Annotated in this window: 25 protein-coding genes and 1 pseudogene; 13 read left to right on the top strand and 13 right to left on the bottom strand. The window is 72.4% G+C overall.

The window, feature by feature from the left end; translation table 11 throughout:
* The first annotated feature begins 11 nt into the window (after positions 1–11).
* From IG54_RS0116900 to IG54_RS0116890, 3 genes are all read left to right on the top strand, one after another.
* Positions 12–908 carry a glycerophosphodiester phosphodiesterase gene (locus IG54_RS0116900; RefSeq protein ID WP_030784092.1) on the top strand — a complete coding sequence of 299 codons (897 nt, stop codon included), beginning with the start codon at positions 12–14 and terminating at the stop codon, positions 906–908.
* 73 nt (positions 909–981) lie between these two features.
* Complete coding sequence (locus tag IG54_RS0116895) at positions 982–1,542, top strand: methylated-DNA--[protein]-cysteine S-methyltransferase (protein WP_030784089.1); 561 nt, start codon at positions 982–984, stop codon at positions 1,540–1,542.
* Between the two features lie 138 nt (positions 1,543–1,680).
* Positions 1,681–2,949: an MFS transporter gene (locus IG54_RS0116890; RefSeq protein ID WP_030784086.1), complete on the top strand. Its 1,269-nt coding sequence runs from the start codon at positions 1,681–1,683 to the stop codon at positions 2,947–2,949.
* 39 nt (positions 2,950–2,988) lie between these two features.
* Here the strand turns inward: IG54_RS0116890 and IG54_RS0116885 are convergent, their stop codons facing one another.
* Complete coding sequence (locus IG54_RS0116885) at positions 2,989–3,354, bottom strand: cupin domain-containing protein (protein WP_030784083.1); 366 nt, start codon at positions 3,352–3,354, stop codon at positions 2,989–2,991.
* An 83-nt stretch (positions 3,355–3,437) separates the two neighbouring features.
* On the opposite strand from IG54_RS0116885, the gene IG54_RS0116880 reads away from it, so the two are divergent.
* The 3 genes from IG54_RS0116880 to IG54_RS0116870 all read left to right on the top strand — a co-directional run bounded on the left by IG54_RS0116880 (position 3,438) and on the right by IG54_RS0116870 (position 5,991).
* Positions 3,438–4,343, top strand: coding sequence for a pseudouridine-5'-phosphate glycosidase (locus IG54_RS0116880; protein ID WP_030784080.1), 906 nt, complete (start codon positions 3,438–3,440; stop codon positions 4,341–4,343).
* Positions 4,343–5,296 (top strand): carbohydrate kinase family protein, encoded by a 954-nt coding sequence (locus IG54_RS0116875; protein WP_106977025.1) that lies wholly within the window; start codon positions 4,343–4,345, stop codon positions 5,294–5,296. Before IG54_RS0116880 ends, IG54_RS0116875 begins: the two co-directional genes overlap by 1 nt.
* Before the next feature lie 107 nt (positions 5,297–5,403).
* Positions 5,404–5,991 carry a DinB family protein gene (locus tag IG54_RS0116870; RefSeq protein ID WP_030784075.1) on the top strand — a complete coding sequence of 196 codons (588 nt, stop codon included), beginning with the start codon at positions 5,404–5,406 and terminating at the stop codon, positions 5,989–5,991.
* 73 nt (positions 5,992–6,064) lie between these two features.
* On the opposite strand, the gene IG54_RS0116865 is transcribed toward IG54_RS0116870, so the two are convergent.
* The gene (locus IG54_RS0116865) at positions 6,065–6,895 is read right to left on the bottom strand and encodes a methyltransferase domain-containing protein (RefSeq protein ID WP_030784073.1); all 831 of its coding nucleotides are present in this window, start codon (positions 6,893–6,895) and stop codon (positions 6,065–6,067) included.
* Positions 6,896–7,042: 147 nt separating this feature from the next.
* On the opposite strand from IG54_RS0116865, the gene IG54_RS0116860 reads away from it, so the two are divergent.
* A complete protein-coding gene (locus IG54_RS0116860) occupies positions 7,043–8,188 on the top strand; it encodes a magnesium and cobalt transport protein CorA (RefSeq protein WP_030784071.1) in 1,146 nt (381 codons plus the stop codon).
* Between the two features lie 39 nt (positions 8,189–8,227).
* Here the strand turns inward: IG54_RS0116860 and IG54_RS0116855 are convergent, their stop codons facing one another.
* From IG54_RS0116855 to IG54_RS0116845, 3 genes are all read right to left on the bottom strand, one after another.
* A complete protein-coding gene (locus IG54_RS0116855; RefSeq protein ID WP_030784069.1) occupies positions 8,228–8,647 on the bottom strand; it encodes a CBS domain-containing protein in 420 nt (139 codons plus the stop codon).
* A gap of 109 nt (positions 8,648–8,756) precedes the next feature.
* A complete protein-coding gene (locus IG54_RS0116850; protein WP_030784065.1) occupies positions 8,757–9,173 on the bottom strand; it encodes a PPOX class F420-dependent oxidoreductase in 417 nt (138 codons plus the stop codon).
* A gap of 119 nt (positions 9,174–9,292) precedes the next feature.
* Positions 9,293–9,925 (bottom strand): uridine kinase, encoded by a 633-nt coding sequence (locus IG54_RS0116845; protein ID WP_030784062.1) that lies wholly within the window; start codon positions 9,923–9,925, stop codon positions 9,293–9,295.
* Positions 9,926–10,167: 242 nt separating this feature from the next.
* Here IG54_RS0116845 and IG54_RS0116840 point away from each other — a divergent pair, with 242 nt between their 5' ends.
* Positions 10,168–10,647 (top strand): DUF1772 domain-containing protein, encoded by a 480-nt coding sequence (locus tag IG54_RS0116840; protein WP_030784059.1) that lies wholly within the window; start codon positions 10,168–10,170, stop codon positions 10,645–10,647.
* 112 nt (positions 10,648–10,759) lie between these two features.
* A complete protein-coding gene (locus IG54_RS0116835) occupies positions 10,760–12,250 on the top strand; it encodes a glutamate synthase subunit beta (RefSeq protein ID WP_030784057.1) in 1,491 nt (496 codons plus the stop codon).
* Positions 12,251–12,344: 94 nt separating this feature from the next.
* On the opposite strand, the gene IG54_RS0116830 is transcribed toward IG54_RS0116835, so the two are convergent.
* The 3 genes from IG54_RS0116830 to IG54_RS0116820 are packed head-to-tail and all read right to left on the bottom strand — an operon-like array spanning position 12,345 to position 14,384.
* On the bottom strand, positions 12,345–13,142 hold the full coding sequence (locus tag IG54_RS0116830) for an SAM-dependent methyltransferase (RefSeq protein ID WP_030784054.1): 798 nt from the start codon (positions 13,140–13,142) through the stop codon (positions 12,345–12,347).
* 59 nt (positions 13,143–13,201) lie between these two features.
* Positions 13,202–13,522, bottom strand: a complete 321-nt coding sequence (locus IG54_RS0116825; RefSeq protein ID WP_234336209.1) for a DUF397 domain-containing protein — start codon at positions 13,520–13,522, stop codon at positions 13,202–13,204.
* Position 13,523: 1 nt separating this feature from the next.
* Positions 13,524–14,384 (bottom strand): helix-turn-helix domain-containing protein, encoded by an 861-nt coding sequence (locus IG54_RS0116820; RefSeq protein ID WP_030784049.1) that lies wholly within the window; start codon positions 14,382–14,384, stop codon positions 13,524–13,526.
* Between the two features lie 65 nt (positions 14,385–14,449).
* Here IG54_RS0116820 and IG54_RS0116815 point away from each other — a divergent pair, with 65 nt between their 5' ends.
* Both IG54_RS0116815 and IG54_RS0116810 read left to right on the top strand, forming a co-directional pair.
* Entirely contained in the window at positions 14,450–15,043 is a 594-nt protein-coding gene (locus tag IG54_RS0116815; protein WP_324615416.1) for an ATP-binding protein, read from the top strand.
* Positions 15,044–15,221: 178 nt separating this feature from the next.
* Complete coding sequence (locus tag IG54_RS0116810) at positions 15,222–15,665, top strand: hypothetical protein (protein WP_030784044.1); 444 nt, start codon at positions 15,222–15,224, stop codon at positions 15,663–15,665.
* Positions 15,666–15,669: 4 nt separating this feature from the next.
* Here the strand turns inward: IG54_RS0116810 and IG54_RS41325 are convergent, their stop codons facing one another.
* From IG54_RS41325 to IG54_RS0116790, 4 genes are all read right to left on the bottom strand, one after another.
* A complete protein-coding gene (locus IG54_RS41325; RefSeq protein ID WP_106977024.1) occupies positions 15,670–15,843 on the bottom strand; it encodes a hypothetical protein in 174 nt (57 codons plus the stop codon).
* A gap of 105 nt (positions 15,844–15,948) precedes the next feature.
* The gene (locus tag IG54_RS0116800; RefSeq protein WP_030784041.1) at positions 15,949–16,632 is read right to left on the bottom strand and encodes a DUF899 domain-containing protein; all 684 of its coding nucleotides are present in this window, start codon (positions 16,630–16,632) and stop codon (positions 15,949–15,951) included.
* A 110-nt stretch (positions 16,633–16,742) separates the two neighbouring features.
* Positions 16,743–18,125, bottom strand: coding sequence for an amidohydrolase (locus IG54_RS0116795; RefSeq protein ID WP_030784038.1), 1,383 nt, complete (start codon positions 18,123–18,125; stop codon positions 16,743–16,745).
* 71 nt (positions 18,126–18,196) lie between these two features.
* Positions 18,197–19,219 carry a phosphatidylinositol-specific phospholipase C domain-containing protein gene (locus IG54_RS0116790; RefSeq protein ID WP_051819574.1) on the bottom strand — a complete coding sequence of 341 codons (1,023 nt, stop codon included), beginning with the start codon at positions 19,217–19,219 and terminating at the stop codon, positions 18,197–18,199.
* 157 nt (positions 19,220–19,376) lie between these two features.
* On the opposite strand from IG54_RS0116790, the gene IG54_RS0116785 reads away from it, so the two are divergent.
* Both IG54_RS0116785 and IG54_RS0116780 read left to right on the top strand, forming a co-directional pair.
* Positions 19,377–19,994, top strand: coding sequence for a 2'-5' RNA ligase family protein (locus IG54_RS0116785; protein WP_051819555.1), 618 nt, complete (start codon positions 19,377–19,379; stop codon positions 19,992–19,994).
* Between the two features lie 58 nt (positions 19,995–20,052).
* A complete protein-coding gene (locus IG54_RS0116780; protein ID WP_030784031.1) occupies positions 20,053–20,556 on the top strand; it encodes a DUF3574 domain-containing protein in 504 nt (167 codons plus the stop codon).
* Positions 20,557–20,848: 292 nt separating this feature from the next.
* Here IG54_RS0116780 and IG54_RS0116775 read toward each other — a convergent pair.
* A pseudogene (locus tag IG54_RS0116775) lies at positions 20,849–21,423 on the bottom strand (hypothetical protein); the annotation flags it as partial.

Genomic DNA, 21,423 nt, shown 5'->3' with positions numbered 1-21,423 from the left:
GAGGAGTACCCGTGTTCGCACGCGCTGCCGCTGCCACCACCGCCGCCCTCTTGGGGGCCGGTGCACTCGTCCTCCCCTCCGCCCCCGCCTCCGCGCAGGCGCCCGCGGCGCCGCGCGCCGCCTGGCACGACCACCCGCTGGTCATCGCCCACCGCGGCGCCTCCGCGTACGCCCCGGAGAACACGCTGGCGGCCATCGACAAGGCGCGCGACATGGGGTTCCGCTGGGTCGAGAACGACGTCCAGCGGACCAAGGACGGCGAACTCGTGATCATGCACGACGACAACCTGAAGCGCACGACGAACGTCGAGGAGGTCTTCCCCGACCGTGCCCCGTGGAAGGTCGCGGACTTCACGGCGGCGGAGATCGCACGCCTCGACGCGGGCAGCTGGTTCAGCCCGAAGTACGCGGGTGAGCGCGTGCCGACCCTTAGGCAGTACATGCGCCGGGTCTCGCGCAACCACCAGCGGCTCGTCTTCGAGTTCAAGAAGCCCGAGCTGTACCCGGGCATCGAGCAGCAGGGCCTTCGCGTGCTGCGCGAGACGGGGTGGCTCGACAAGCACCACGTCAGAAGCAGGCTCGTCATCCAGAGCTTCAGCGCCGAGAGCGTGAAGACCGTGCACGCGCTGCGGCCCGATGTGAAGACGGGCTTCCTCGGCACGCCCGCGGTCGCCGATCTGCCCGCGTACGCGAAGTTCGCCGACCAGATCAACTCGACGCACACCTCCATCTCGACCCCCTACGTCGCCGCGATCCACGCGTTCAAGGGCCCGCACGGCAAGCCCCTGGAGATCTTCACGTGGACCGTCAACGACGCCCCGAACGCGGTGCGCGCCGCGAACTTCGGCGTGGACGGGATCATCACCAACACGCCCGACGTCGTACGCAAGGCGCTGCACGGCGCCTGAGACGCCGCTGGTCCGGCGCGGGACCGCCCACTGACGCGTCGCGTTGTCAGTGGGCGGCCGTACCGTGGTCGGCATGAACGAGGACCAGCGCCAGGAGGACCGGCGCCAAGCCGAGTGGGCCGTCGTCGAGAGCGACATCGGCCCCCTCCTGCTCGCCGCGACCGGCACGGGGCTCGTCACCGTGGGCTTCCACGCCACGGACGACGTGCGGGACAGGACTTTGGACCGGCTCGGCTCCCGGCTGGGCGCCGAGCCGGTACGAGCGCCGCGATCGCCGCTGCTCGCCGAGGCGATACGGCAGCTCGCGGAGTACTTCGCGGGCGAGCGGCGCGAGTTCGCGCTGGCGCTCGACTGGTCGCTGATATCCGGCTTCAACCGGCAGGTGCTGCGCGAGCTGGCCACCGGCGTGCCGTACGGCTCAGTGGTGGGCTACGGCGATCTGGCCCGCCGGGTCGGCCAGCCGCGCGCCGCCCAGGCCGTCGGCATCGCGATGGGCGCCAATCCCCTGCCGGTCGTGGTGCCGTGCCACCGCGTGGTGGAGAGCGACGGCGGCATCGGCGGCTTCGGCGGCGGCCTGGAGACGAAGCGGCAGCTGCTCGCACTGGAGGGTGTGCTTCCACAGCCGCTGTTCTGAGGAGCGGGGCCGGCGCTTCTGGTCGCCGCGGGGGCGGCGCTCCTGGTCGCCGCGGGGCCGGCGCTCCTGGTCGCCCGAGGTGCCGTAGGGGAGCCGGTAGCTGTTTCGCGTCCGGGCGGCCCCTGTCACACTTCCCCGGTGACCGACACCGTCGATGCCCCTGACATACCCGCCTCGGAGACGCTGCCCGCCCTGCGCCGCCGCACGACCGCGGTGCTGATGGCCAGCCAGATCCTGGGCGGCCTCGGGATACCGATCGGTATCGCGCTGGCCCCCGTGCTCGCGACCGAGGTGAGCGGGACCGAGGCGCTGTCCGGCCTCGCACCCACCGCTTCCGTGGCCGGCACGGCCCTGCTCTCGGTGCCGCTCGCCGCGCTGATGACGGCACGCGGGCGGCGGGCGGGCCTCGTCCTCGCGTACGTGATCGGCGCGCTCGGGGCGGGCCTCGTGGTGCTGGCCGCGGTCGTCGAGAGCTTCCCTCTGCTGCTGCTCGGCATGTCGGCCTTCGGCGCGGGCTCGCTGGCCAATTTGCAGGCACGTTTCGCTGCGGCCGATCTCGCCGAGCCCGAGCGGCGCGGCCGCGCCATCTCGCTCGTCATCTGGGCCACCACCATCGGCTCGGTCATCGGTCCGAACATCGCCGCGCCCACCAGCCGCGCCTTCGCCGACACCGCCGTACCCGAGAACGCGGGGCCGTTCCTCTTCGCCGCCGCGATCTTCACGGTGGCCGCGGTGGTGGTGGCGGTGCTGCTGCGCCCCGATCCGCTGCTCACCGCCCGCGCCCTGGCCCCGCAGGAGGACGACAACGCGCAGAACCGCTCGCTGCGGGCCGGTGTCGCCGCGGTGGCCGCCTCGCCGATGGCCCGCCTCGCGCTGGTCACCGTGACCGTGTCGCACACGGTGATGGTCTCCATCATGGTGATGACCCCGGTCGACCTGGCGCACCACGGCGCGGGCCTGCAACTGGTCGGTCTGGTCATCAGCGGCCACATCGCGGGCATGTACGCGTTCTCACCGGTGATGGGCTGGCTCGCCGACCGGTTCGGCCGCCTCTCCGTGATCGGCCTGGCGGTCGGGCTGCTGTGCTGTGCCGCGCTGCTCGCGGGGACGGCCGGAGGGAGCCACGGCCGGACCGCCGCCGGTCTCTTCCTGCTCGGCCTCGGCTGGTCCGCGGGCCTCGTCGCCGGCTCGGCGCTGCTCACCGATTCGGTGGCGCAGCCCGCCCGGGCCGCCGTACAGGGCCTCTCGGATCTGACCATGAACGCGGCGGCGGGCATCGGCGGGGCGCTCGCGGGCCTGATCGTCGCGCGGGCGAGCTATGGCTGGCTCAACCTCGTCGGGGCCTGCGTGCTGCTGCCCATGGCCGGGCTCGCGCTGCGCGGGGCGGTGGCGGCCAGGAAGGCGTGACCCGCGCGGGCCGCCCCCGCGGGGCGGGAAGGGCAGTGGTCAGGGCAGCGTGATGTGGTACGCCTTGCGCAGCGTCTCGTGCACCGTCCAGGTCGTACGGTCGCCCTCGCGCAGCACCGCCGCGTCGCCGGGGCCGATCTCCAAGGTGGCGCCGCCCTCGACCTCCACCGTGGCGCGGCCGCTGACGACCACGAAGAGTTCGTTGGCCTCGGTGTCGGTGACCACGCCGGGTGTGATCTGCCAGATACCGCGCAGCTGCTTGCCGTCGGCGGACTCCCACAGCACCTTTCCGGTCACCACGGGATCACCGGAGACGATCTGTTCCGGGTCGAGGGGCTCGGCCTCCAGCTCGACGTCCGGAATATGCACGGCAAAAGACGCGACAGTTTGATCATTCGTGGTCATGGCCGGTCACCTTAGCCGAGGGTTTGGCGGGGCCCGCCGCCCGCCAGGGATGAGGGGAGACCCGACAGGCAGGAGGCAGGCCCGTGCTGGTGGTGTCCGACGAGGTGCAAGCGGCTGTCGCTCAGCGGCGCCCTGTGGTGGCCCTGGAGTCCACGATCATCGCGCACGGCCTTCCCCGGCCGCGCAATCTCCAGGTGGCGAAGGAACTGGAAGCGGTCGTACGCGATGAGGGCGCGGTCCCCGCGACGATCGCCGTCCTGGACGGGCGCCCCCATGTCGGCCTGGACGCGGAGCAGTTGGAGCGGGTCGCGAACGAGGACGGCATCCGCAAGCTGGGCCACCGCGATCTGCCGCTCGCCGTCGCGGCGGGTGCGAGCGGGGCGACCACGGTGTCGGCGACGGCGCAGCTGGCCGCGCGCGCCGGTGTGCGGGTGTTCGCCACGGGCGGGCTCGGAGGCGTGCACCGGGAGTGGTCGGTGACGCAGGACGAGTCGGCCGACCTGGGGCTGCTCGCCCGCACCAGGATCACGGTGGTGTGCGCGGGCGTGAAGTCGATCCTGGACGTGGGTGCGACGCTGGAACGGCTGGAGACGTTGGGCGTGGCGGTCGCGGGCTACCGGACGAACCGTTTCCCCGGCTTCTACCTCGCGGACTCCGGGCACGAGGTGGACTGGACGCTGCGCTCTCCCGGGGAGGTCGCCGAGGTGATGCGGGCGCAGGACGCGCTCGGCGGGCCCGAGGCGGCGCTGATCGTGGCGAATCCGGTGCCTACGAGCGAGCAGCTCGATCCCGTCCTCCACGCGCGCGTGCTCGACGAGGCGCTCCGGGTGTGCGAGGAGCGGGGCATCACGGGGCAGGCGATCACGCCGTTCCTCCTCGACGAGCTGGTGCGCCGTACCGACGGCGCGTCGCTGGAGGCGAACCTCGCGGCGGTCCGCGGCAACGTACGGCTCGCGGGGCGGGTGGCGGCTTCCTGGGCCGAGCGCTGATGGTGCGGGCGTTACGGCGCTCAGCCGGGGGTCTGCTCGTCGTGGGTGACGTCGTCACGGACATCGTCGCCCGGCACCGTACGCCGCTGGCGCCGGGCACCGACACGGCCGCGGCCATCCGCGCGGTGCCGGGGGGAGCGGGGGCCAACGTGGCCTGCTGGGCCGCGCACTGGGGCTGCCCCGACGTACGCCTCCTGGGGCGGGTCGGGGCCGACTCCGCGGCGTGGCACGAGGCGGCGCTCACGCGCGCGGGGGTGCGGGCGCGGCTCGTCGTCGACGCAGAGGCGCCGACGGGGACGGTGATCTGTCTGGTGGACGGGGGTGCGGGCGCCGAGCGGACGTTCCTCACGGACAGCGGGGCCTCGCTGCGGCTCTCCCCCGCCGACTGGTCGCCCGCGCTGCTCGACGGCGTGGCCTGGCTGCATCTGTCCGGCTACCTGTTCTTCGCCGAGCCGAGCCGGGCGGCGGCCCGGGACGCACTGGGGGCGGCACGCGCGCGTGGGGTGCCGGTGAGCGTGGATCCGGCGTCGGCGGGGTTCCTCGGGGAGCTGGGCGCGGAGCGGTTCCTCGCGGCGGTGGAAGGCGCGGCGGTGCTGTTGCCCAGCAGGGACGAGGCGGAGGCACTCACAGGCCTCCCCGATCCCGCGGACGCGGCGGCGCGGCTCAGCCGGCGGTTTCCCTTGGTGGTGGTCACGGCGGGTGCCGGTGGTGCTGTGGCGGCCCGGGACGGCGAGGTGATCGGGCGGACATCGGCGACGGCCGCGGAGGTGCGGGACACGACGGGGGCGGGGGACGCCTTCACGGGGGCGTTCCTTGCTTCACGGCTGGCGGGAGCGGGGGTCCTGAGGACGGTGGAGGAGGGGTGCCGGGCGGGGGCGGAGGCGGTGGGTCGGGTGGGGGGCCGTCCTGGCGGGGCCTTGTCTGGCGGGGCCTCGTCTGGCGGGGCGCCTTAGTCATAACAAGGTGCCTGTTTCCGATCCCGAGTTCTCTTGGATACCCCCTCACCGGCGGCGGTGCTCGCGACTAACCCCCTCAACGACGCCTGACAGACTCGTGCCCCATGACTGATGACTTCGTGAAGGACTACCTGCACAACGATCTGCGAGAGATACGCAAGGCCATCCTCTGGAAGCTGGAGGGGCTTGGTGAGTACGACATCCGTCGCCCGCTGACCGCGACCGGTACCAACCTTCTCGGCCTGGTCAAGCACTTGTCGCTCTGGGAGGCCAGGTACTTCGGCGAAGTCTTCGACCGACCGTTCCCCGAAGCACTGCCCCGGTGGGACGACGCCGCTGAGCGCGGCGCCGACATGTGGGCAACGGAGCACGAGACACGCGAGGAGATCATCGACCGCTACCGACGCGTCTGGGAGCACTCAGACGCGACGATCACCACTCTCCCGATCGACTCCCCCGGCCATGTCCCCTGGTGGCCACGTCCCCACGTGAAGCTGTTCAACATCTTGGTCCACGTGCTCACCGAGACCAGCCGGCACGCTGGACACGCCGACATCCTGCGTGAACAGCTCGACAACTCGACAGGGACAGCTGCCCAGTACGCGACCCCGCAGCACGACCCGGCCTTCTGGGAGGCCCACCGGGCGAACGTCGAGCGAGCCGCCAAAGCTGCCAACGAGAAGGATCAATAGGAGCTGAGCGCGCCGTTCCCCGCGCCCCCTTTGGGGGCCGAGCCCCCGGAGGGGCTCGGGCGCGCGGAGTGGGTCAGGGCTTTCTTCCCCAGGTGGAGATCAGGGGGGCCGTCGCCACGTCCATCGTGGGGGTCGCGATGTTGGACAGGTGGTGGTCGATCTCGTCCGCCGTGGTCAGGCCCTCGGAGATCAGGTCCTGGCGGAGTTGCTGGAGTGTGGTGGCCTCCAGGGCCGCGCAGGCCGGTGAGGCCAGGGGGAAGTACGCGTCGGACTCCACGTGGCGCAGGCCCGCCTCGCGCAGCAGGCGCGGCATCCGGCGGCCGTACGCGAGGTCGGTCCCGCGCCCCGCGAGCAGCGTCCGTACGGCGTGGCGCAGCCTGTTGGCCAGTTCCTGCGCGGGGCCGTACTCGTCGGGGCACGCCAGCGGCTGAAGTGCGACGTCGGCCTCCTCGATCAGGAGCCTGCCGCCGGGCCGCAGCGCCCTGATCATCGACTTCACGGCCCGCTCCCGGTCGGCGACGTCGGCCAGGACGAGCCGCGCGTGTACGAGGTCGTAGGCCTCGATGGGCGGCGGGTCGGCGGCGACGTCGTGCACGCGCACCTCAAGGGGCGAGCGCGCGGCCCTGGTCTGCCAGGACGTGTCGACGTCCGTCGCCAGGACCCGGCCCGTCGGGCCGACCCGCTTGGCGAGCCAGGAGATCACGGTGGTGCCCCCCGCCCCGACCTCCCAGCAGCGCCAGCCGGGGCCGATGCCGAGGCGTTCGATGTGACCGAAGGTCGTCGGGTCGAAGAGAGCGGCGTGGGCGGCGAAGTGCTGCTTCGACTCGGCCTGCCGCGCGTCGGAGAGCTGACGGGGGTCGGGGAGCTGCCGGGGGTCCAGGAGGTGACCGTCGATTCGCGTCATGCCGCGATCATCCCAGTTGTCCGGCTTGCTCCCGGGAGGCAGAACCGATCATTCCGGAACGGAGTACTCCGTTCCCACAGGCCTCAGCAGAGTCGACGGCCGTCCTGGCAGACTGGCACGTCACGTCGTCAGCGCGAGGAGCCCCACATGTCGATGGCAGGCAGCCTGCGGAAAGTCGGAAGCCTGGGCAAGGTCGGAAGCCTGCGGAAGGTCGGCGGCCTGCGCAGAGTGGCACGCCTGGGCCGCCGGGGCGCGCGTGTCGATTTGAGCCACCCGGCCCGCTCCCCACTGGGCTCGTCGGTGGTGAACTGCGTGACGTACCGCGAGGGGGTGCGCCAGCCTCCCGGCCGCGACCTGGTCGAGTCGGTGGAGCGCGTCCGCAAGACGGGCGACGGCTTCGTCTGGCTGGGGCTGCACGAGCCGACGGAGCTGGAGTTCGCGTCCATCGCCGACCTGTTCGACCTGCATCCCCTCGCCGTGGAGGACGCGGTGCACGCGCACCAGCGCCCGAAGGTCGAGCGGTACGACCAGACACTGTTCGCCGTCTTCAAGACCGTCTGCTACGTGGAGCACACCGAGCTGACGGCGACCAGCGAGGTGGTGGACACCGGCGAGATCATGGTCTTCGTGGGCCGGGACTTCGTCATCACGGTCCGGCACGGCCGCCATGGCTCGCTCGGCCCGCTGCGTGAGGAGTTGGAGGCGTCGCCCGAGCAGCTGGCGCAGGGTCCGGCCACCGTGCTGCACGCGATCGCGGACCAGGTCGTGGACGACTACCTCGCGGCGACGGACGCGGTGCAGTCGGACATAGACCAGGTCGAGACGGCCGTCTTCGCCCCGGACGGCGAGCGGCTCGACCCGGGCCGCATCTACCAGCTCAAGCGCGAACTGCTTGAGCTGAAGCGGGCGGTGGTGCCGCTCGGCCGCCCGCTCCAGGTGCTCGCCACCCAGCCGATGCGGGTCATCGCCCCGGAGATACAGGCGTACTTCCGGGACGTCGACGACCACTTGAAGCGGGCCACCGAGCAGATCGCCGCCTTCGACGAGCTGCTGAACTCCATCCTCCAGGCACACCTCGCGCAAGTGACCGTCGCGCAGAACGAGGACATGCGGAAGATCACCGCCTGGGCCGCGGTCATCGCCGTACCGACGATGGTCTGCGGCATGTACGGCATGAACTTCGACCATATGCCCGAGCTGCACTGGCGGTTCGGCTACCCACTGGTCATGAGCCTGGTCGTGGCGGCCTGTCTCACGCTGTACCGAGGGTTCCGGAGGAGCGGATGGCTGTGACACCCGGGGACGCCACAGCGCCACGTCTCGGCGTGGACGCTAGTTCTTGGCGTAGACGCTCTCGACCCAGCCCGCGAGCTGGTCGTCGTTGAGGTGCGTGGCCAGGTCGGCCTCGCTGATCATGCCGACGAGCCGCTTGTTCTCGATCACCGGCAGGCGGCGGATCTGGTGGCCCTGCATCTCCCGCAGCACCTCGTCGACGTCGGCGCCCGAGTCGATCCAGCGCGGGGTGCCCTTGGCCATCTCACCCGCTGTGACCTTGGCGGGGTCGTGCCCCATGGCCACGCAGCCGATCACGATGTCACGGTCGGTGAGGATGCCGCAGAGCCGTTCGCTCTCGTCGCCGATGGGCAGCGCGCCCACGTCGAGTTGGCGCATCAGCTGGGCGGCGCGGTCCAGGGTCTCGTGCTTGGGGATCCACTGGGCGCCCCGGTGCATGATGTCTCCGGCGGTGGTCATCGGTACCTCCCGTTGCCGGGCAGTGTCCGGAGCGGCGCGAGCGCGCCGCTGGTCCCGGCGCCCCTCATTCTCGCGGCGCCCCCGACGGCGCGCATCCGGAGACGGACGCTCAGGGCGCGAACGTGATCACCTTGTGCGGCGTCACGCGGACGATGACCCGGACCTCGTCGTCCTTCTCGGCCGGGGGGTCGATGCCGAGGTATTTGTGCGACAGCTCGTGCGGGAGCCGCTTGCCCTCGTCCGGCAGGATCTCGGCGGTGCCCCGGATCTCGGCGGAGGAGTAGGGGTTGGTGATGTCGTAGACGGAGACGCTGATGCGCGGGTCGCGTTCGAGGTTGCGGACCTTCTGGCGGCCCGCGGTGGCGGAGAACAGGACGGCGTCGCCGTCCCGTTTGATCCACACCACCGAGTTCTGCGGGGCGCCACTGGGGCCCAGGGTGGCGACGGCGGCGAAGTTCTTGCCGTCGAGGAGGGCGCGGACGGATTCGCCCAGGGCGACAGGGGTCGTGCTCGGGTTCGAGGTCATGACCGAAGCCTATCTATATGCACATGCATGTAGATAGGCTTCCGCTCCACTCAGTTCCAGTGAGTTCCTCTCGCCCCCAACCCCCTCGCTTCCTCCTACTTCCACTCGGTTCCGATCACTCAGCCGCTCCAGGCCGGATGGCGTGGGTCGTCCGCCCGCACCACCACGTCGGCCACGGACACGGGGTCCGTCTCCGTCTCGTACCGCTCGAAGGCCGGAAGCGTCCACCGCTCCCCCTCCGGCGTACGCCGTCGCAGGGCTCCCGGCGAGAGGCGCACGTGAACCGTCAGGTCGAACGGGAACCAGTGGCCGAGCAGCAGCGGCCCGTGCAGCAACAGCACGCCGCCGGGCGGGAGTCGGACGTACGGGCTGCGGGTCGCGCGGTCGGCCACCGGGTCCCAGAGATCGGGCAGCACGCGCCCCGTGCCGTCCGGATCCAGCGGCCCGAGGACCTCGCGCCACAACGCGCCGGTGTCGAACCACCCGCTGTAGTACGCCTCCACGTCCTGGTGACCGTATTCGAGCCGCAGCGAGGCGGGCCGCAGGAACCCCTCGGTGGCGACGGCGAGCGAGGTGCGCCCGCGCAGCCGCAGCGCGTCACCGACCCGCCGCGCCAGCTCGCCGGTGCCGCTCGCGGGCGCCCCGTCCACGGCGACGCGGAGCCAGGGGCCCCCGTCCGCCGCCTTCAGGTCGAGCAGACGGTCGGCGAGGGTGTCGGCCAGACGTTCCCAGGTGATCGGTTCGAGTCGCACGGGCCCATGATGCCGCCGGGCCCCCGCCGACCGCGTGCGGCCCCAGCAGGCGGCGGAGCCGAGACACAGACTGAGGCACCGGCTGAGGCGCTGGCTGAGACGCCGACGTATGCGCCCGCGAGATGCGCGTATGGTGCCCGCCGCCGCATCGCAATTGACTTGTGGGTATACGGGACGCCGTGCAGGATCACTCGCGGCCGCCCATCCGAGACGTAACCGCCCCATTCACCCCGGGAGTTGCCATGATCGACGGACCGTACTTCGTCCTCACCGTGCTCGGGGTGCTCGCCTGCGGTCTCACCGCCGGGGCCTTCGTCGCGTTCTCGGCCTTCGTGATGAGGGGCCTGGCCGCGCTGCCCCCGGCCCAGGGCATCGCCGCGATGAACTCGATCAACGTCACCGCGGTCGGCCCGGCGTTCATGGCCGTGTTCCTGGGGGCGACGGGACTCTGCGCGGTGCTCGCCGTCGTGACGTTCGTACTCTGGCCCGAGGACGGCACCGTCGAACTGCTGCTCGGCTCCGCGCTGCACCTCTTCGGCTCGTTCGGGGTGACCGTCGCCGCGAACGTCCCGCGCAACGACGCCCTCGCCGAGGTCGACCCGCGGAGCGCGGAGGGCGCGGCGTACTGGCGTACGTACGTCCGTGAATGGACCGCGTGGAACCACGTGCGCGGTGCGGCCTCGCTCGCCGCGGCGGCGTGTTTCCTCCTCGCTCTGACCTGAGAGACCTGAGCGACCCGAGAGACCTGAGCGACCCGAGTGCCTGAGCAACCTGAGCGCGCCGCGGCCGACAGGTGGACGTATGGTGACAAAAAGCCTGCGCGAGGGAGAGGCCATGGCCGACCCCAAGGGCTTCCTCACCACCGCGCGCCAGGAATGGCCGCGCCGTCCCGTCGGGGAACGGGTGAAGGACTGGGACGAGGTGTACGTCCCCGGAGCCCTGCTGCCCCTGATCGAGCGGCAGGCGGATCGCTGCATGGACTGCGGCGTCCCCTTCTGCCACCAGGCGTGCCCGCTCGGCAATCTCATCCCCGACTGGAACGACCTGGTCTCGCGCGCCGACTGGCACGCGGCGGCGGAGCGGCTGCACGCCACGAACAACTTCCCCGAGTTCACCGGGCGCCTGTGCCCGGCTCCCTGCGAGGCGGGCTGCGTCCTCGCGATCAACCAGCCCGCGGTGACGATCAAGAACGTCGAGGCGGCCGTCGCCGACCGTATCTGGGCCGACGGCCTCGCCCCGCCGCGGGTGCCCTCGCGACACTCCGGGAAGACGGTGGCCGTCGTCGGCTCGGGCCCGGCCGGACTCGCGGCGGCGCAGCAGCTGACGCGCGCCGGGCACACCGTCGCCGTGTACGAACGGGACGACCGGGTGGGCGGTCTGCTGCGCTACGGCATCCCCGCGTTCAAGATGGAGAAGCACCACCTGGAGCGCAGGCTCGGCCAGTTGGCCGCCGAGGGCGTGCGGTTCCGTACGTCGACGGAGGCCGGGCGGGATGTGGGCGCGGCGGAGCTGCGGTCCCGTCACGACGCGGTGGTGCTGGCCGTCGGCGCGACCGCCCGGCGCGAACTGGACGTACCCGGGCGGGAATTGAGGGGCGTCGTACAGGCCATGGAGTATCTGCCGCTGGCCAACCGCGTGTGCGAGGGGGAGCTGGAGGCCTCGCCGCTGTCCGCGGCGGGGAAGCACGTCGTCATCGTCGGCGGGGGTGACACCGGGGCCGACTGCCTGGGGACGGCGGTGCGGGAAGGGGCCGCGTCCGTCACGCAGGTGGACATCTACGCGCGAGCGGGCGAGGCCCGTGACGAGCTGGCGGAGCCCTGGCCGACGTATCCGAGGCTCTACCGGCTCTCCGCCGCGCACGAGGAGGCAGGGGAGTTGCGCACCGCGCCCCTCGCGGACGCCGACGCGCGCCTCTTCGCGGCGTCCACGCTCCGCTTCAGCGGGGACGCCGCGGGGCGGGTCCGGGCGGTACACCTCACCGGGGTCGACGAGCGGCGCCGGCCGCTGCCGGGGACGGAACGGAAGCTTCGGGCCGATCTGGTGCTGCTCGCGCTCGGCTTCTCCGGGCCCGAGCGCGCGCCGGGCGGGTTGCTGGACCAGCTCGGCGTGGACCTCGACGACCGGGGTGCGCTCGCCCGCGACGCCGCCTTCGCGACGAACGTCCCCGGCGTCTTCGCGGCCGGGGACGCGGGGCGCGGGCAGTCGCTCGTGGTGTGGGCGATCGCGGAGGGCCGTGCGGTCGCCGCCGCGGTGGACCGCTGGCTGATGGGCGCGACGTCCCTCCCGGCCCCGATCACCCCGTACGACCGTCCGATGACGGTGTGATCGGGCGCGGGGCCCGACAACGAGCATCCCGGGCCCCGCACCCCTCCACCCCGGCCGGTGCGCCACAACCTCCGCACCCCCGCTGCGCGAACCCTCAGCGCTTGCGCGCCACCGCGCCGTACCCCGGCGTCGGCCCCTCCCCCGTGTCCGGCGCCCGCTCGCCCAGTTCCGGCTTCCAGTGGTCGATGACCGCCACTCCGGGGGCCACCATCTCGTAACCGTCGAAGAAGCGTTCCACCTCGGCGCGTGTGCGCAGCGCCAGGGTCATGCCGCGCGCCTTGTAGAGTTCCGTGGCCCGCCGCGCCGTCTCGGGGGTGAACTCGCCCGTCCCGTGCGACAGCATCAGGTAACTGCCGGGGGGCAGCGCCCGCATCAGCCGGTCCACCAGGTCGTACGCGCCGTCCTCGTCCGCGATGAAGTGCAGCAGCGCGACGAGCGACAGGGCGACCGGCCGGTCGAGGTCCAGGACCCGCGCGGCCCCTTCGAGGATCTTGTCCGGTTCGCGGAAGTCCGCCTGGATGTACTCGGTGGCGCCCTGCGGCGTGGAGCGGAGCAGCGCCTCGGCGTGGGCGAGGACGATGGGGTCGTTGTCGCAGTAGACGACGCGCGCGTCAGGGGCGATCCCCTGGGCGACCTGGTGGAGGTTCGGCTCGGTCGGAATGCCCGTGCCGATGTCGAGGAACTGCCGTACGCCATGGTCGGTGAGCCAGCGCGTGGCGCGCTGCATGAACGCGCGGTTGGCCCGCGCCGTCGTCAGGACCCGCCCGTCCATCGCGACGAGCTGGCGGCCCATCTCCTCGTCCACCGGGTAGTTGTCCTTGCCGCCCAGAAACCAGTCGTACATCCGTGCGGGGTGCGGCTTGCTGGTGTCGATGTACGACGGGTCGGTCACAGCGGCTCCAGGCGTAGGCGTAGGCGTAGGCGACGGTCAGGGAGGAGGGAACTCCGTGGTCACGACAGCAGGAAGTCCGCCTCGCCGGCCTTCGCGCCCTGTATGAACGCGGTGATCTCCCCGTGCGTGTAGATGAGCGCGGGGCCGTCGGGGTCGGCGGACTGGCGCACCGCCACCCTGCCGTCGGCCAGCTTCATGGCCTCCAGGCAGTTGCCGCCGTTGCCGCCGCTCCACGGCTTGTGCCAGCCGTCGCTGCCGAGGTCGCGGGCGGGCATGCCGTTGTAGATGCGGGACTCCCCGCGGGGCTCGGCTCGCGAGTCGTCGCGGGCCCCGGGTGCGCGCGGACCGGCAGGGCGCGTGCCGGCTCGGTGTCGGTCCATGTCACAGCTCCTTGCGGACATCGCGGAGGATGTCCTTCGTGCGTTGTGCGGTGGCGGCCTGCGCCGCCATGCGGTCCATGACCTCCAAGTGGGTGGCCACCTCTTTGCGCGCGTCCAGATAGACGGCGCCGGTCAGGTACTCGCTGTAGACCATGTCGGGCAGCTCCGCCATGGCGAAGCGGAAGAGCACGAACGGTCCGTACGTCCCGGGGTGCGGGCCCGCCGCGAACGGCGCGACCTGGAGCGTGACGTGCGGCAGCTCGGTGGCTTCGAGCAGCCGGTCGAGCTGCTCGCGCATCACCTCGGGGCCGCCGACGGGCCTGCGCAGCGCGGTCTCGTCCATCACCACCCACAGGCGGGGCGCGTCCTCGCGGGTGAGCAGCGCCTGGCGCTCCATGCGCAGCGCCACGTACCGCTCGATGTCCGCGGGCCGGGTCTGGCCGATGGCTCCGGAGCGCATCACTCCGCGCGCGTACTCCTCGGTCTGGAGCAGGCCCGGCACGAAGTGGGGCTCGTAGGACCGGATGAGGCTGGCCGCGCCCTCCAGGCTGACGTACATGCTGAACCAGCCGGGCAGGATGTCGTGGAACCGCTGCCACCAGCCCGGCTTGTTCGCCTCCTCGGCGAGGGTCACGAAGGCGTCGGCCTCGTCGTCGGAGACGCCGTAGGCCTTGAGGAGCAGCTGGAGGTACGGGATCTTCAGCGCGACCTCGGCCGTCTCCATGCGGCGGACGGTGGCGGGGGCGACGCGCAGGATCTTCGCGGCCTCCTCGCGCTTCAGGCCCGCGCTTTCGCGCAGGTCCTGGAGACGACGACCGAGAACGACCTGGCCGACGGTCGGCGCGGACCGCGGTTCGCTCACGTCTCCTACCTCCACCCGACTGCGCGTTTTCACAACTCACACCGCACCGCGAGCTGTTGCGAGCAGTGTGCCATGCGCCGTCTCGAAGGAACACGCCACTGTGCACTTTTCAGAGTGGGTCTTGCCAAGGTGTTCGGGGCGGGGCGATAGTGGAGAGCGTGACTCCGCCCGCGCCGTTAGGAACCGAAGCCGCCGAAGGCCGTCTTGGTGATCCCGCCGAGGCACGTCCTGTGAGCGCTGCCGAGGTCTGCGTCAGTTTCGCCCTCGCCCCGCGACCGAACTCCGTAGCGCAAGCCAGAAGGCTGATGCGCGTGCGGTTCGGCGAGTGGGCGGTGCGGGACGACGACGCCTGCGACGCGGCGGCACTCATACTCTCCGAACTGGTCACCAATGCCGTGGTGCACACCGCGAGCCGGCGGATCATCTGCGAGCTGTGCGCGGATACGGAGAGGCTGCGAATCGCCGTACGTGACGAAGGCTGCGGTACTCGGACGCCGCGCCCGGTGCACAGGGGGGCCGATGAGGAGCACGGGAGGGGATTGCTTCTCGTCGACGCGGTGAGCAGTGCGTGGGGCGTCCACGACGCGGGGCCCGGAATCGGGCGGACGGTGTGGGCGGAGTTGCGCAGGACGCCGAAGGGAGCGCCGGAGTTCGCGTAGACCGGGCCGGCGAAGGGACCGGACTACCTGAGGACCGGCCTACCTGAGGACCGAAGTACCGAACGAAGTACAGCAGTACCGAAGTGACGGCGTGGACCGGAACGACAGCGTCGGCACGTTCGGACAACGGGATGGCGAGCGTGGCAGTGATGCGGGCGGGGGGCATGTGAGCGCGGGTATGGTGCGGCCGTTGGATCTGAACACCTTGGTCCGGCTCTCCCGGCGTCGACAGCGCCCCGGGGCCCCGCCACCACCCCTGCGGCTCGATCTGCCCGCGGGGATGACCGAGCCGCTCGGCTGCGACGCGGTGGCGGTGCCCGCCGCGCTCGGGCCCCGGCTGATGTCCCGGCTGCCCCGCGTGGGCTGCGTGTACGAGGACGGGCCGCACTGGTGGTGGATCGTTCCCGCGGACTCCGACGTCGCCATGGAGTGGCCCTCGCCGGTCGCCTACTCGGCGGGCGCGGTGGTGCGCAGCGGCGGGCGCCGGACGCCCGTGCTCATCAACCGGCCCGAGGGCGACGTGCCCTACACCCCGCCGATTCCGCTGTATCTGGCGCTGTGCCGGGTGACGGGGACCACGCCGGGGTGGTCCCCGGTGGGCGCGGGCGCTCCGCCGGGGTGAGGGTCTACCGGGCGGCCGGCTCCCGCACGATCACCAGGTAGGCGTCCGAGGCGAGGTCCATCACGACCTCCGCGGGCTGCCCCTCCTGGCGGCGGGCCCACGCGAACTCCTCCGCGGGCCACGAACCGCGGGGTCCGCCCGCGGGAAACCTCTCCAGCACCACTCGTCCGTTCGTCATGTTCCTGTCCCCCGTACGATTCGGTCCGGCTCTGTCTGTGAGAACGCGCGCGGACCCCCTCAGGGCTCGCAACGTGACCGAACCGACACGGAGTTGAGGCATTCCTCAGTCTTCGTACTCGTCGTGGTACCGCACCCGCGCGCTGCCCGCCGGGGCCCCGAGCGCCGAGGCACGCCCCGCGGGCCGCTCCCACTCCTCCTGCCGACCGAGCGCCGTGAGGTCGAGGAGGCTGCTCGTGGAGCCGATGCCGTCCAGGCCTCGGGCGAACGTCGCGTACGTGTGGTAGACGCGGTCGCCGTCCCGCAGGAAGCAGTTGATCGCGGGCACATCGCGCGGCTCCTCGGGGAAGGACGCCCCGAAGTCGTAGTTGAAGTCGCCGCCGTTCGTCGAGAACCAGGGCACGGTCCAGCCCATACGGGCCTTGAAGGTGAGCAGCGCGGTGTACGGGGCGCGCGACACGGCCACGAAGTTCGTACCGCGGGCCCGCAGATGCGCGAGGTGTCCGATCTGGTCGAGGAAGGCGGAGCAGCTGCGGCAGCCCGCGTCCCATTCCGGGGCGAACATGAAGTGGTAGACGATCAGCTGGTCACGCCCGTCGAAGAGGTCGAGCAGCGTCGCCTTCCCGGCGGAACCGTCGAAGTAGTACTCCTTGTCGACCTCCACCATCGGCAGGCCGCGCCGCGCGGCGTTCAGCGCGTCGCGCGCGCGAGTGGCGGCCTTCTCCTTGGCCAGCAACTCCTCACGCGCGACGAGCCACTCCTCGCGTGTGACGATGTCCGGAAGTCCCATGGCGTGTCTCCTCCACCCTTCGAGCGGCCTTCGAGCGTGCAGCTCCGCGAAGGGTGGACCGGCGGGGTGTGCCGAACTCATCGCTCGGCGGCGAGAAAGCCGGAAAAGATTCAGCCCCCGTACTCCTGGACGCGCCTGCCGTGGCTCCGGTCGACCAGTTCGGGCAGGAGTTCCCCCAACTCCCGTACGGTTTGCGGCACATCGACGGTCAGCAGTTCGCGGTCGCGCATCAGGACCCGGCCGTCCACGACCGTGGTGCGTACGTCCGCGGAGCGGGCGCTGTGTACGAGGGTGGCGGCCAGGTCGTGCACGGGCTGGGTGTGCGGGCCGGTCATATCCACGAGGACGATGTCGGCCCGCCGCCCCGCGGCGAGGCTCCCGATCTCCTCGCCCAGGCCGACGGCTCGCGCGCTCTGAAGGGTGGCGTGGTCCAGGGCCTGGCGGGCGGTGAGCCAGGTCGGGTCGTGCTCCGCGTGCTTCTGGACGAGGGCGGTGAGCGTCATGGACTCCCACACGTCGAGGGTGTTGTTGGACGCGGCGCCGTCCGTGGCCAGGCCGACGGGGATGCCGGCGTCGCGCAGCGCCCGCACGGGCGTGGTGTCCCAGGCGAACTTCAGATAGCCGCGGGGCGCGGAGGCCACGGCGACGCGTCCGCCGCCGCGGCGCAGTGCGGGCAGGTCGCGGGCGGTGTCGAGGCCGGTGGCGTGGGCCATGAGGAGATCCACGTCGAGGAGTCCGGCCTGCTCCAGGACCTCGATGGGCGTGCGGCCGTGCCGGGCCAGGCTGTGGTCGGTCTGCTCGCGGTTCTCGGCGGCGTGGAGGTGGACGAGGAGGCCGTGTTCGCGGGCGAGTCCGGCGGTGGCGGCGAGGTCGGCGTCATCGACGGTGTAGGGGGCGTGCGGGGCGAGGCAGGTGGTGACGCGGCCGCCCGCGGTGCCGCGCCGGCGCAGGGCGAAGTCGAGGGAGGCGGCCCGGCCCTCGGGCCCCTGGGAACTGAAGTAGGCCTGGCCGAGGACGGCGCGCAGGCCGCTCTCCTCGGTGACGTCGGCCACCGCGTCCATCGCGAAGTAGTGGTCGGCGAAGGTGGTGACGCCGCCGCGGATCATCTCGGCGCAGGCGAGCCGCGCGCCGAGCCGGACCACGCGCTCGGTCAGATTGGACTCGACGGGCCAGATCCACTCGTTGAACCACGCGTGGGCGGGCAGGTCCTCGGCCAGCCCGCGCAGGGCGACCATGGGGGTGTGCGTATGGCAGTTGACCAGGCCGGGGAGGGCGACCGTGCCCCGGCCGTCGATGTGCTCGACGGCGGCGCCCGGCCCGGCGGGATCCTGGCCCGGCTCGGCGCCGGGGGCGGTGAGGGAGGCGATGACTCCCTCGCGTACGACGATCGTGGCGTCCTCGACGAAGAGGATCTCCCCGTCGGGGCGGTGGGTCAGGGCCGTGCAGCCGGTGATGACGAGGTCGGCGGGGCCCGGGGCGGGAGGCGGCGTCATCTGTTCACGGTAGCCAGCGCGGCGCCCCGTGCCCGCCTCCCGACGGGAGTTCACCCCGGTTCGGCCGTGGTTCAGCCTCGCGGCAGGACGGTCGAGAGGACCGTCGGCAGCGGATGCCAGTCCGAGGAGACGATGCTGGCGTGCCGGCCCGCGAGCAGGGCGACCCGTTCCTTCGCCTGTGCCTCGGTCGGGCGTGTGCCGTCGATGGCGGGGGCGACGTTGTGGGCGTCGGTCATGACGAGGAGGTAGCGCCGGTCGGCGTACCACCGGGTGTCGATGCCCCCGCCCGCGTACGCCGTGGCGTCCCCGTCGAACAGCACGAACCACGGCCGGATCGAGGGGTCCGCGTACCGGCCGCGCGGATCCCCCGCCACGGCGCCGAGCACGGCGGGGAAGGCGGCGGCTTCCCCGAGGCGCCCCGCCGCGGCGAGGTCGCGCAGATGGGTGGCGTACTCGCGGTCGGTCCACAGGGTGTCCGCGGGGTTGCCCTGTTCGACGGTGCCCGGTATCAGCTCGACCACGAACTTCCCCGCGAGTTCGGCGCGCGACGGCCAGCCCTTGGCCCGTACGGCGTCGTCGAGGGTGGGGTGTCCCGCGGCCAGCCGGCCCGGCCGGTACACGGCGTCGCCGAGCACGCTCGTCAGGAGCGCGTCGAGGTCGGCGGGCCCGCGCCCGCGTCTGCCATGGAAGCCGTCCTTCAGTTCGACCTTGACCAGGACGGGCCGGTGGCCGGGGTGGGCGTCGTGCCAGGTGCGCATGTCCCGCAGGCACCCGGCCAGGCTCTGGTTGCGCGGCTTGGTGCGCAGTTCGCCGGGGTGCTGGGCGTTCTCGCAGTTGTTGTCGTTGCCGAGCGGGTTGCTGTGCGAGACCCGCCAGCCGCTGCCGAATCCGTTGGTCCATACGTCGAGTTCGAGCATCCCGGCACCCGAGTCGAGGGCGTCGGCGAAGTACGGGTACTTCGCCTTCTCGTACGCGTTGTGCAGACCGACGCCGGTCGTGGCCGAGTACGCGGAGTCCGGCGCGGGACCGTCGGCGGCGACCGCGTCCCCGCTCCCGCCCCCCAGGGCGCCCCACGCGACGAGGGCTCCCGCCATCAGCCCCACCACTCCCCTGCGCACCGTCACGCCCACCGCCCCCTCGCACATCACACCGGCCAAGTCATGCGCAACGTAAGGGAGTCGAATGACGTAAGGGAAGACACCGTCTTACGGCTTTGGGGGCCCGGGGTCCGCCGTGACACGATGCCGGGCTGTGAGCAACGAGGTACGAGAACCGGCAGGGGCAGTCACTGACGCGGCGGGCGGCGGCTGGGCCGACCTGCCCGGTGACACGGCCCTCACCATCCGCGTCCCCGAGGTGAACCCCCTGGTGAGGACGGGCCTTCCCGCCCATGTGACCGTGCTCTACCCCTTCCTCAACACGTCCCGCTTCACCGCCTCGACCCATGCCGACCTGACGAACCTCTTCGCGGCCCACGCGCCCTTCACCCTGGCGTTCACCGAGTTCCGCCGCTATCCGGGCGTCCTCTACCTGCCCCCGCGGCCCGAGACCCCGGTCCGCGCCCTCACCGCGTCCCTCACCGCCCGCTGGCCCGAGGCGGTCCCCTACCGCGGCGTCTTCACGCCGCCCCTGGCACCCCATCTGACGCTCGCGAACCACGAGGGCCCCGACACCTATCAGGCCGCCTACGACGCCCTGGAGTCCGAGCTGGCCCCTCACCTGCCGATCGTCGGACGCGTCGACACGGTCCACCTGATCGTGACCGACGGGGCGGGCGGCGCGTGGCGGGACCTCGCCACATACCGCCTAGGTGTCCGCTACGGTGTGCGGCCGACGACGGAGTACGGCTCCTCGTCACACGCGGGTTGACGCCCTCGCCCGCCGCCGCAGCCGGACGCCCTCGCCCTCCACCGAAAGGGACCACGCCGTGACTCGCAGCCTCTCCCGCATCACCCGCACCCGACTCGCCGTGGCGGGCGCCGTGACCGCGGTCCTCGCGGTCGGCGCCCCGGCGGCGTACGCCTCCCTGGAGGGCGCGGCACGGCCGTCGTCCTCGGCCGCGTCCACCTCCTCGACGACCTCCTCGACGGCCGCCCGGGGCAAGCCCTTCACCGAGACCCGGCTCTTCTTCGGCACGGAGCGCCCCGACGGCGGGCCCGCCGTCACGGACAAGCAGTTCATGGCCTTCATCGACAAGGAGGTCACGCCCGGCTTCCCCGACGGGCTGACCATCCAGGACGGGCGCGGGCAGTGGCGCGACTCCAACGGCAGGATCGAGCGGGAACGTTCGTACGAACTGATCCTGCTGTACCCGACGGGCGAGGCCCGCAAGAAGGACGTCCTGATCGAGGAGATCCGCGGCGACTACGAGAAGGCGTTCGCGCAGGACTCGGTGGCGCGGCTCGACGAACGGACGCGGGCCGACTTCTGAGCGGTTCCGCAGACGCGGCGGCCAGGAGGACTCCGCTGCCTTCGCGGCGAGGGCGCCGGCGACCTCGGTGGGCTGGGCGCGCGGGGCGTTGCCCGCGCGTAGCCGCGGGTCGCGCGGGCGCGGGCGAGCCAGACGCGGAGCGCCTCGCGGCGCAGGGCCTCGGGGTAGGCGGGGCGCGGCAGTTCGCCCGGCAGCACGTTATCGCTGTCGGCGGTGCGGGTGCCCTGCGCGCGGGAGCCGCCGAGGACGACGGGCGCCTTGCCCGGCGCTCTTCGCGGAGGCCATCCCTTCCTCACGCACCGAGCACCGCCGTCAGCGCCCCCACCACGTCCACGTCCGCCTCCCCCTCGGGCCACCAGTCCTCCGCGCGCGGCTCGCTGCGGTACGGGTACCAGCGGCCGTCGCGGCCGTAGCGGATCTGGAGGGACGCTTCCGCGTTCGTCAGGGTGTTGCGGTGGATCGTCATGCGGGGGAGGTCCGCCCCGGCGAGGGCTCCGCGGGCCCGGTCGAAGGGGCCCGCCGGGGGGTCCCAGGGGGTTTCCAGGACCGCCAGGCCCTCCTCGCCGCCCTGGCGCCAGGCCGCGGCCGCCCGGGACAGGTCGGCGGGGGTGCGGCCCACCGAGCGGGCCAGCTCGGCGAAGGGGCGGCTGAAGGTGCGGCGGCCCGTGAGGCCGGGGTGGCAGGCCGCGAGGCGGACCGCGTCGTGCCAGGGGGACGCGGCGGTGAAGGGGTCCGCGCCGGTGGTGAGGTAGGCGTGGGCCCTCGCCGCCGCGTCCGTGACCAGGAACTCCAGGGAGGTCGGGTCCGGGGCTCCGGGCAGGGAGGGGAGCACGGGAGGCTCGCCGGGGTGGGCCGGGGGCGCCTGCG

Source organism: Streptomyces sp. NRRL S-920, assembly GCF_000717945.1.
Lineage (GTDB): Bacteria > Actinomycetota > Actinomycetes > Streptomycetales > Streptomycetaceae > Streptomyces > Streptomyces alboniger.
Note: the sequence above shows the minus strand (reverse complement) of the source record. Positions and strands in the feature narration are given on the sequence as shown.

Coding starts and splice junctions, on each gene's coding strand:
- IG54_RS0116885 (WP_030784083.1), bottom strand. CDS start 3,354: ATGACCACGAATGATCAAACTGTCGCGTCTTTTGCCGTGCATATTCCG.
- IG54_RS0116865 (WP_030784073.1), bottom strand. CDS start 6,895: ATGACGCGAATCGACGGTCACCTCCTGGACCCCCGGCAGCTCCCCGAC.
- IG54_RS0116825 (WP_234336209.1), bottom strand. CDS start 13,522: ATGGACCGACACCGAGCCGGCACGCGCCCTGCCGGTCCGCGCGCACCC.
- IG54_RS41325 (WP_106977024.1), bottom strand. CDS start 15,843: ATGACGAACGGACGAGTGGTGCTGGAGAGGTTTCCCGCGGGCGGACCC.
- IG54_RS0116835 (WP_030784057.1), top strand. CDS start 10,760: ATGGCCGACCCCAAGGGCTTCCTCACCACCGCGCGCCAGGAATGGCCG.
- IG54_RS0116810 (WP_030784044.1), top strand. CDS start 15,222: ATGGTGCGGCCGTTGGATCTGAACACCTTGGTCCGGCTCTCCCGGCGT.
- IG54_RS0116855 (WP_030784069.1), bottom strand. CDS start 8,647: ATGACCACCGCCGGAGACATCATGCACCGGGGCGCCCAGTGGATCCCC.
- IG54_RS0116870 (WP_030784075.1), top strand. CDS start 5,404: ATGACTGATGACTTCGTGAAGGACTACCTGCACAACGATCTGCGAGAG.
- IG54_RS0116840 (WP_030784059.1), top strand. CDS start 10,168: ATGATCGACGGACCGTACTTCGTCCTCACCGTGCTCGGGGTGCTCGCC.
- IG54_RS0116850 (WP_030784065.1), bottom strand. CDS start 9,173: ATGACCTCGAACCCGAGCACGACCCCTGTCGCCCTGGGCGAATCCGTC.
- IG54_RS0116800 (WP_030784041.1), bottom strand. CDS start 16,632: ATGGGACTTCCGGACATCGTCACACGCGAGGAGTGGCTCGTCGCGCGT.
- IG54_RS0116795 (WP_030784038.1), bottom strand. CDS start 18,125: ATGACGCCGCCTCCCGCCCCGGGCCCCGCCGACCTCGTCATCACCGGC.
- IG54_RS0116790 (WP_051819574.1), bottom strand. CDS start 19,219: ATGGCGGGAGCCCTCGTCGCGTGGGGCGCCCTGGGGGGCGGGAGCGGG.
- IG54_RS0116875 (WP_106977025.1), top strand. CDS start 4,343: ATGGTGCGGGCGTTACGGCGCTCAGCCGGGGGTCTGCTCGTCGTGGGT.
- IG54_RS0116895 (WP_030784089.1), top strand. CDS start 982: ATGAACGAGGACCAGCGCCAGGAGGACCGGCGCCAAGCCGAGTGGGCC.
- IG54_RS0116860 (WP_030784071.1), top strand. CDS start 7,043: ATGTCGATGGCAGGCAGCCTGCGGAAAGTCGGAAGCCTGGGCAAGGTC.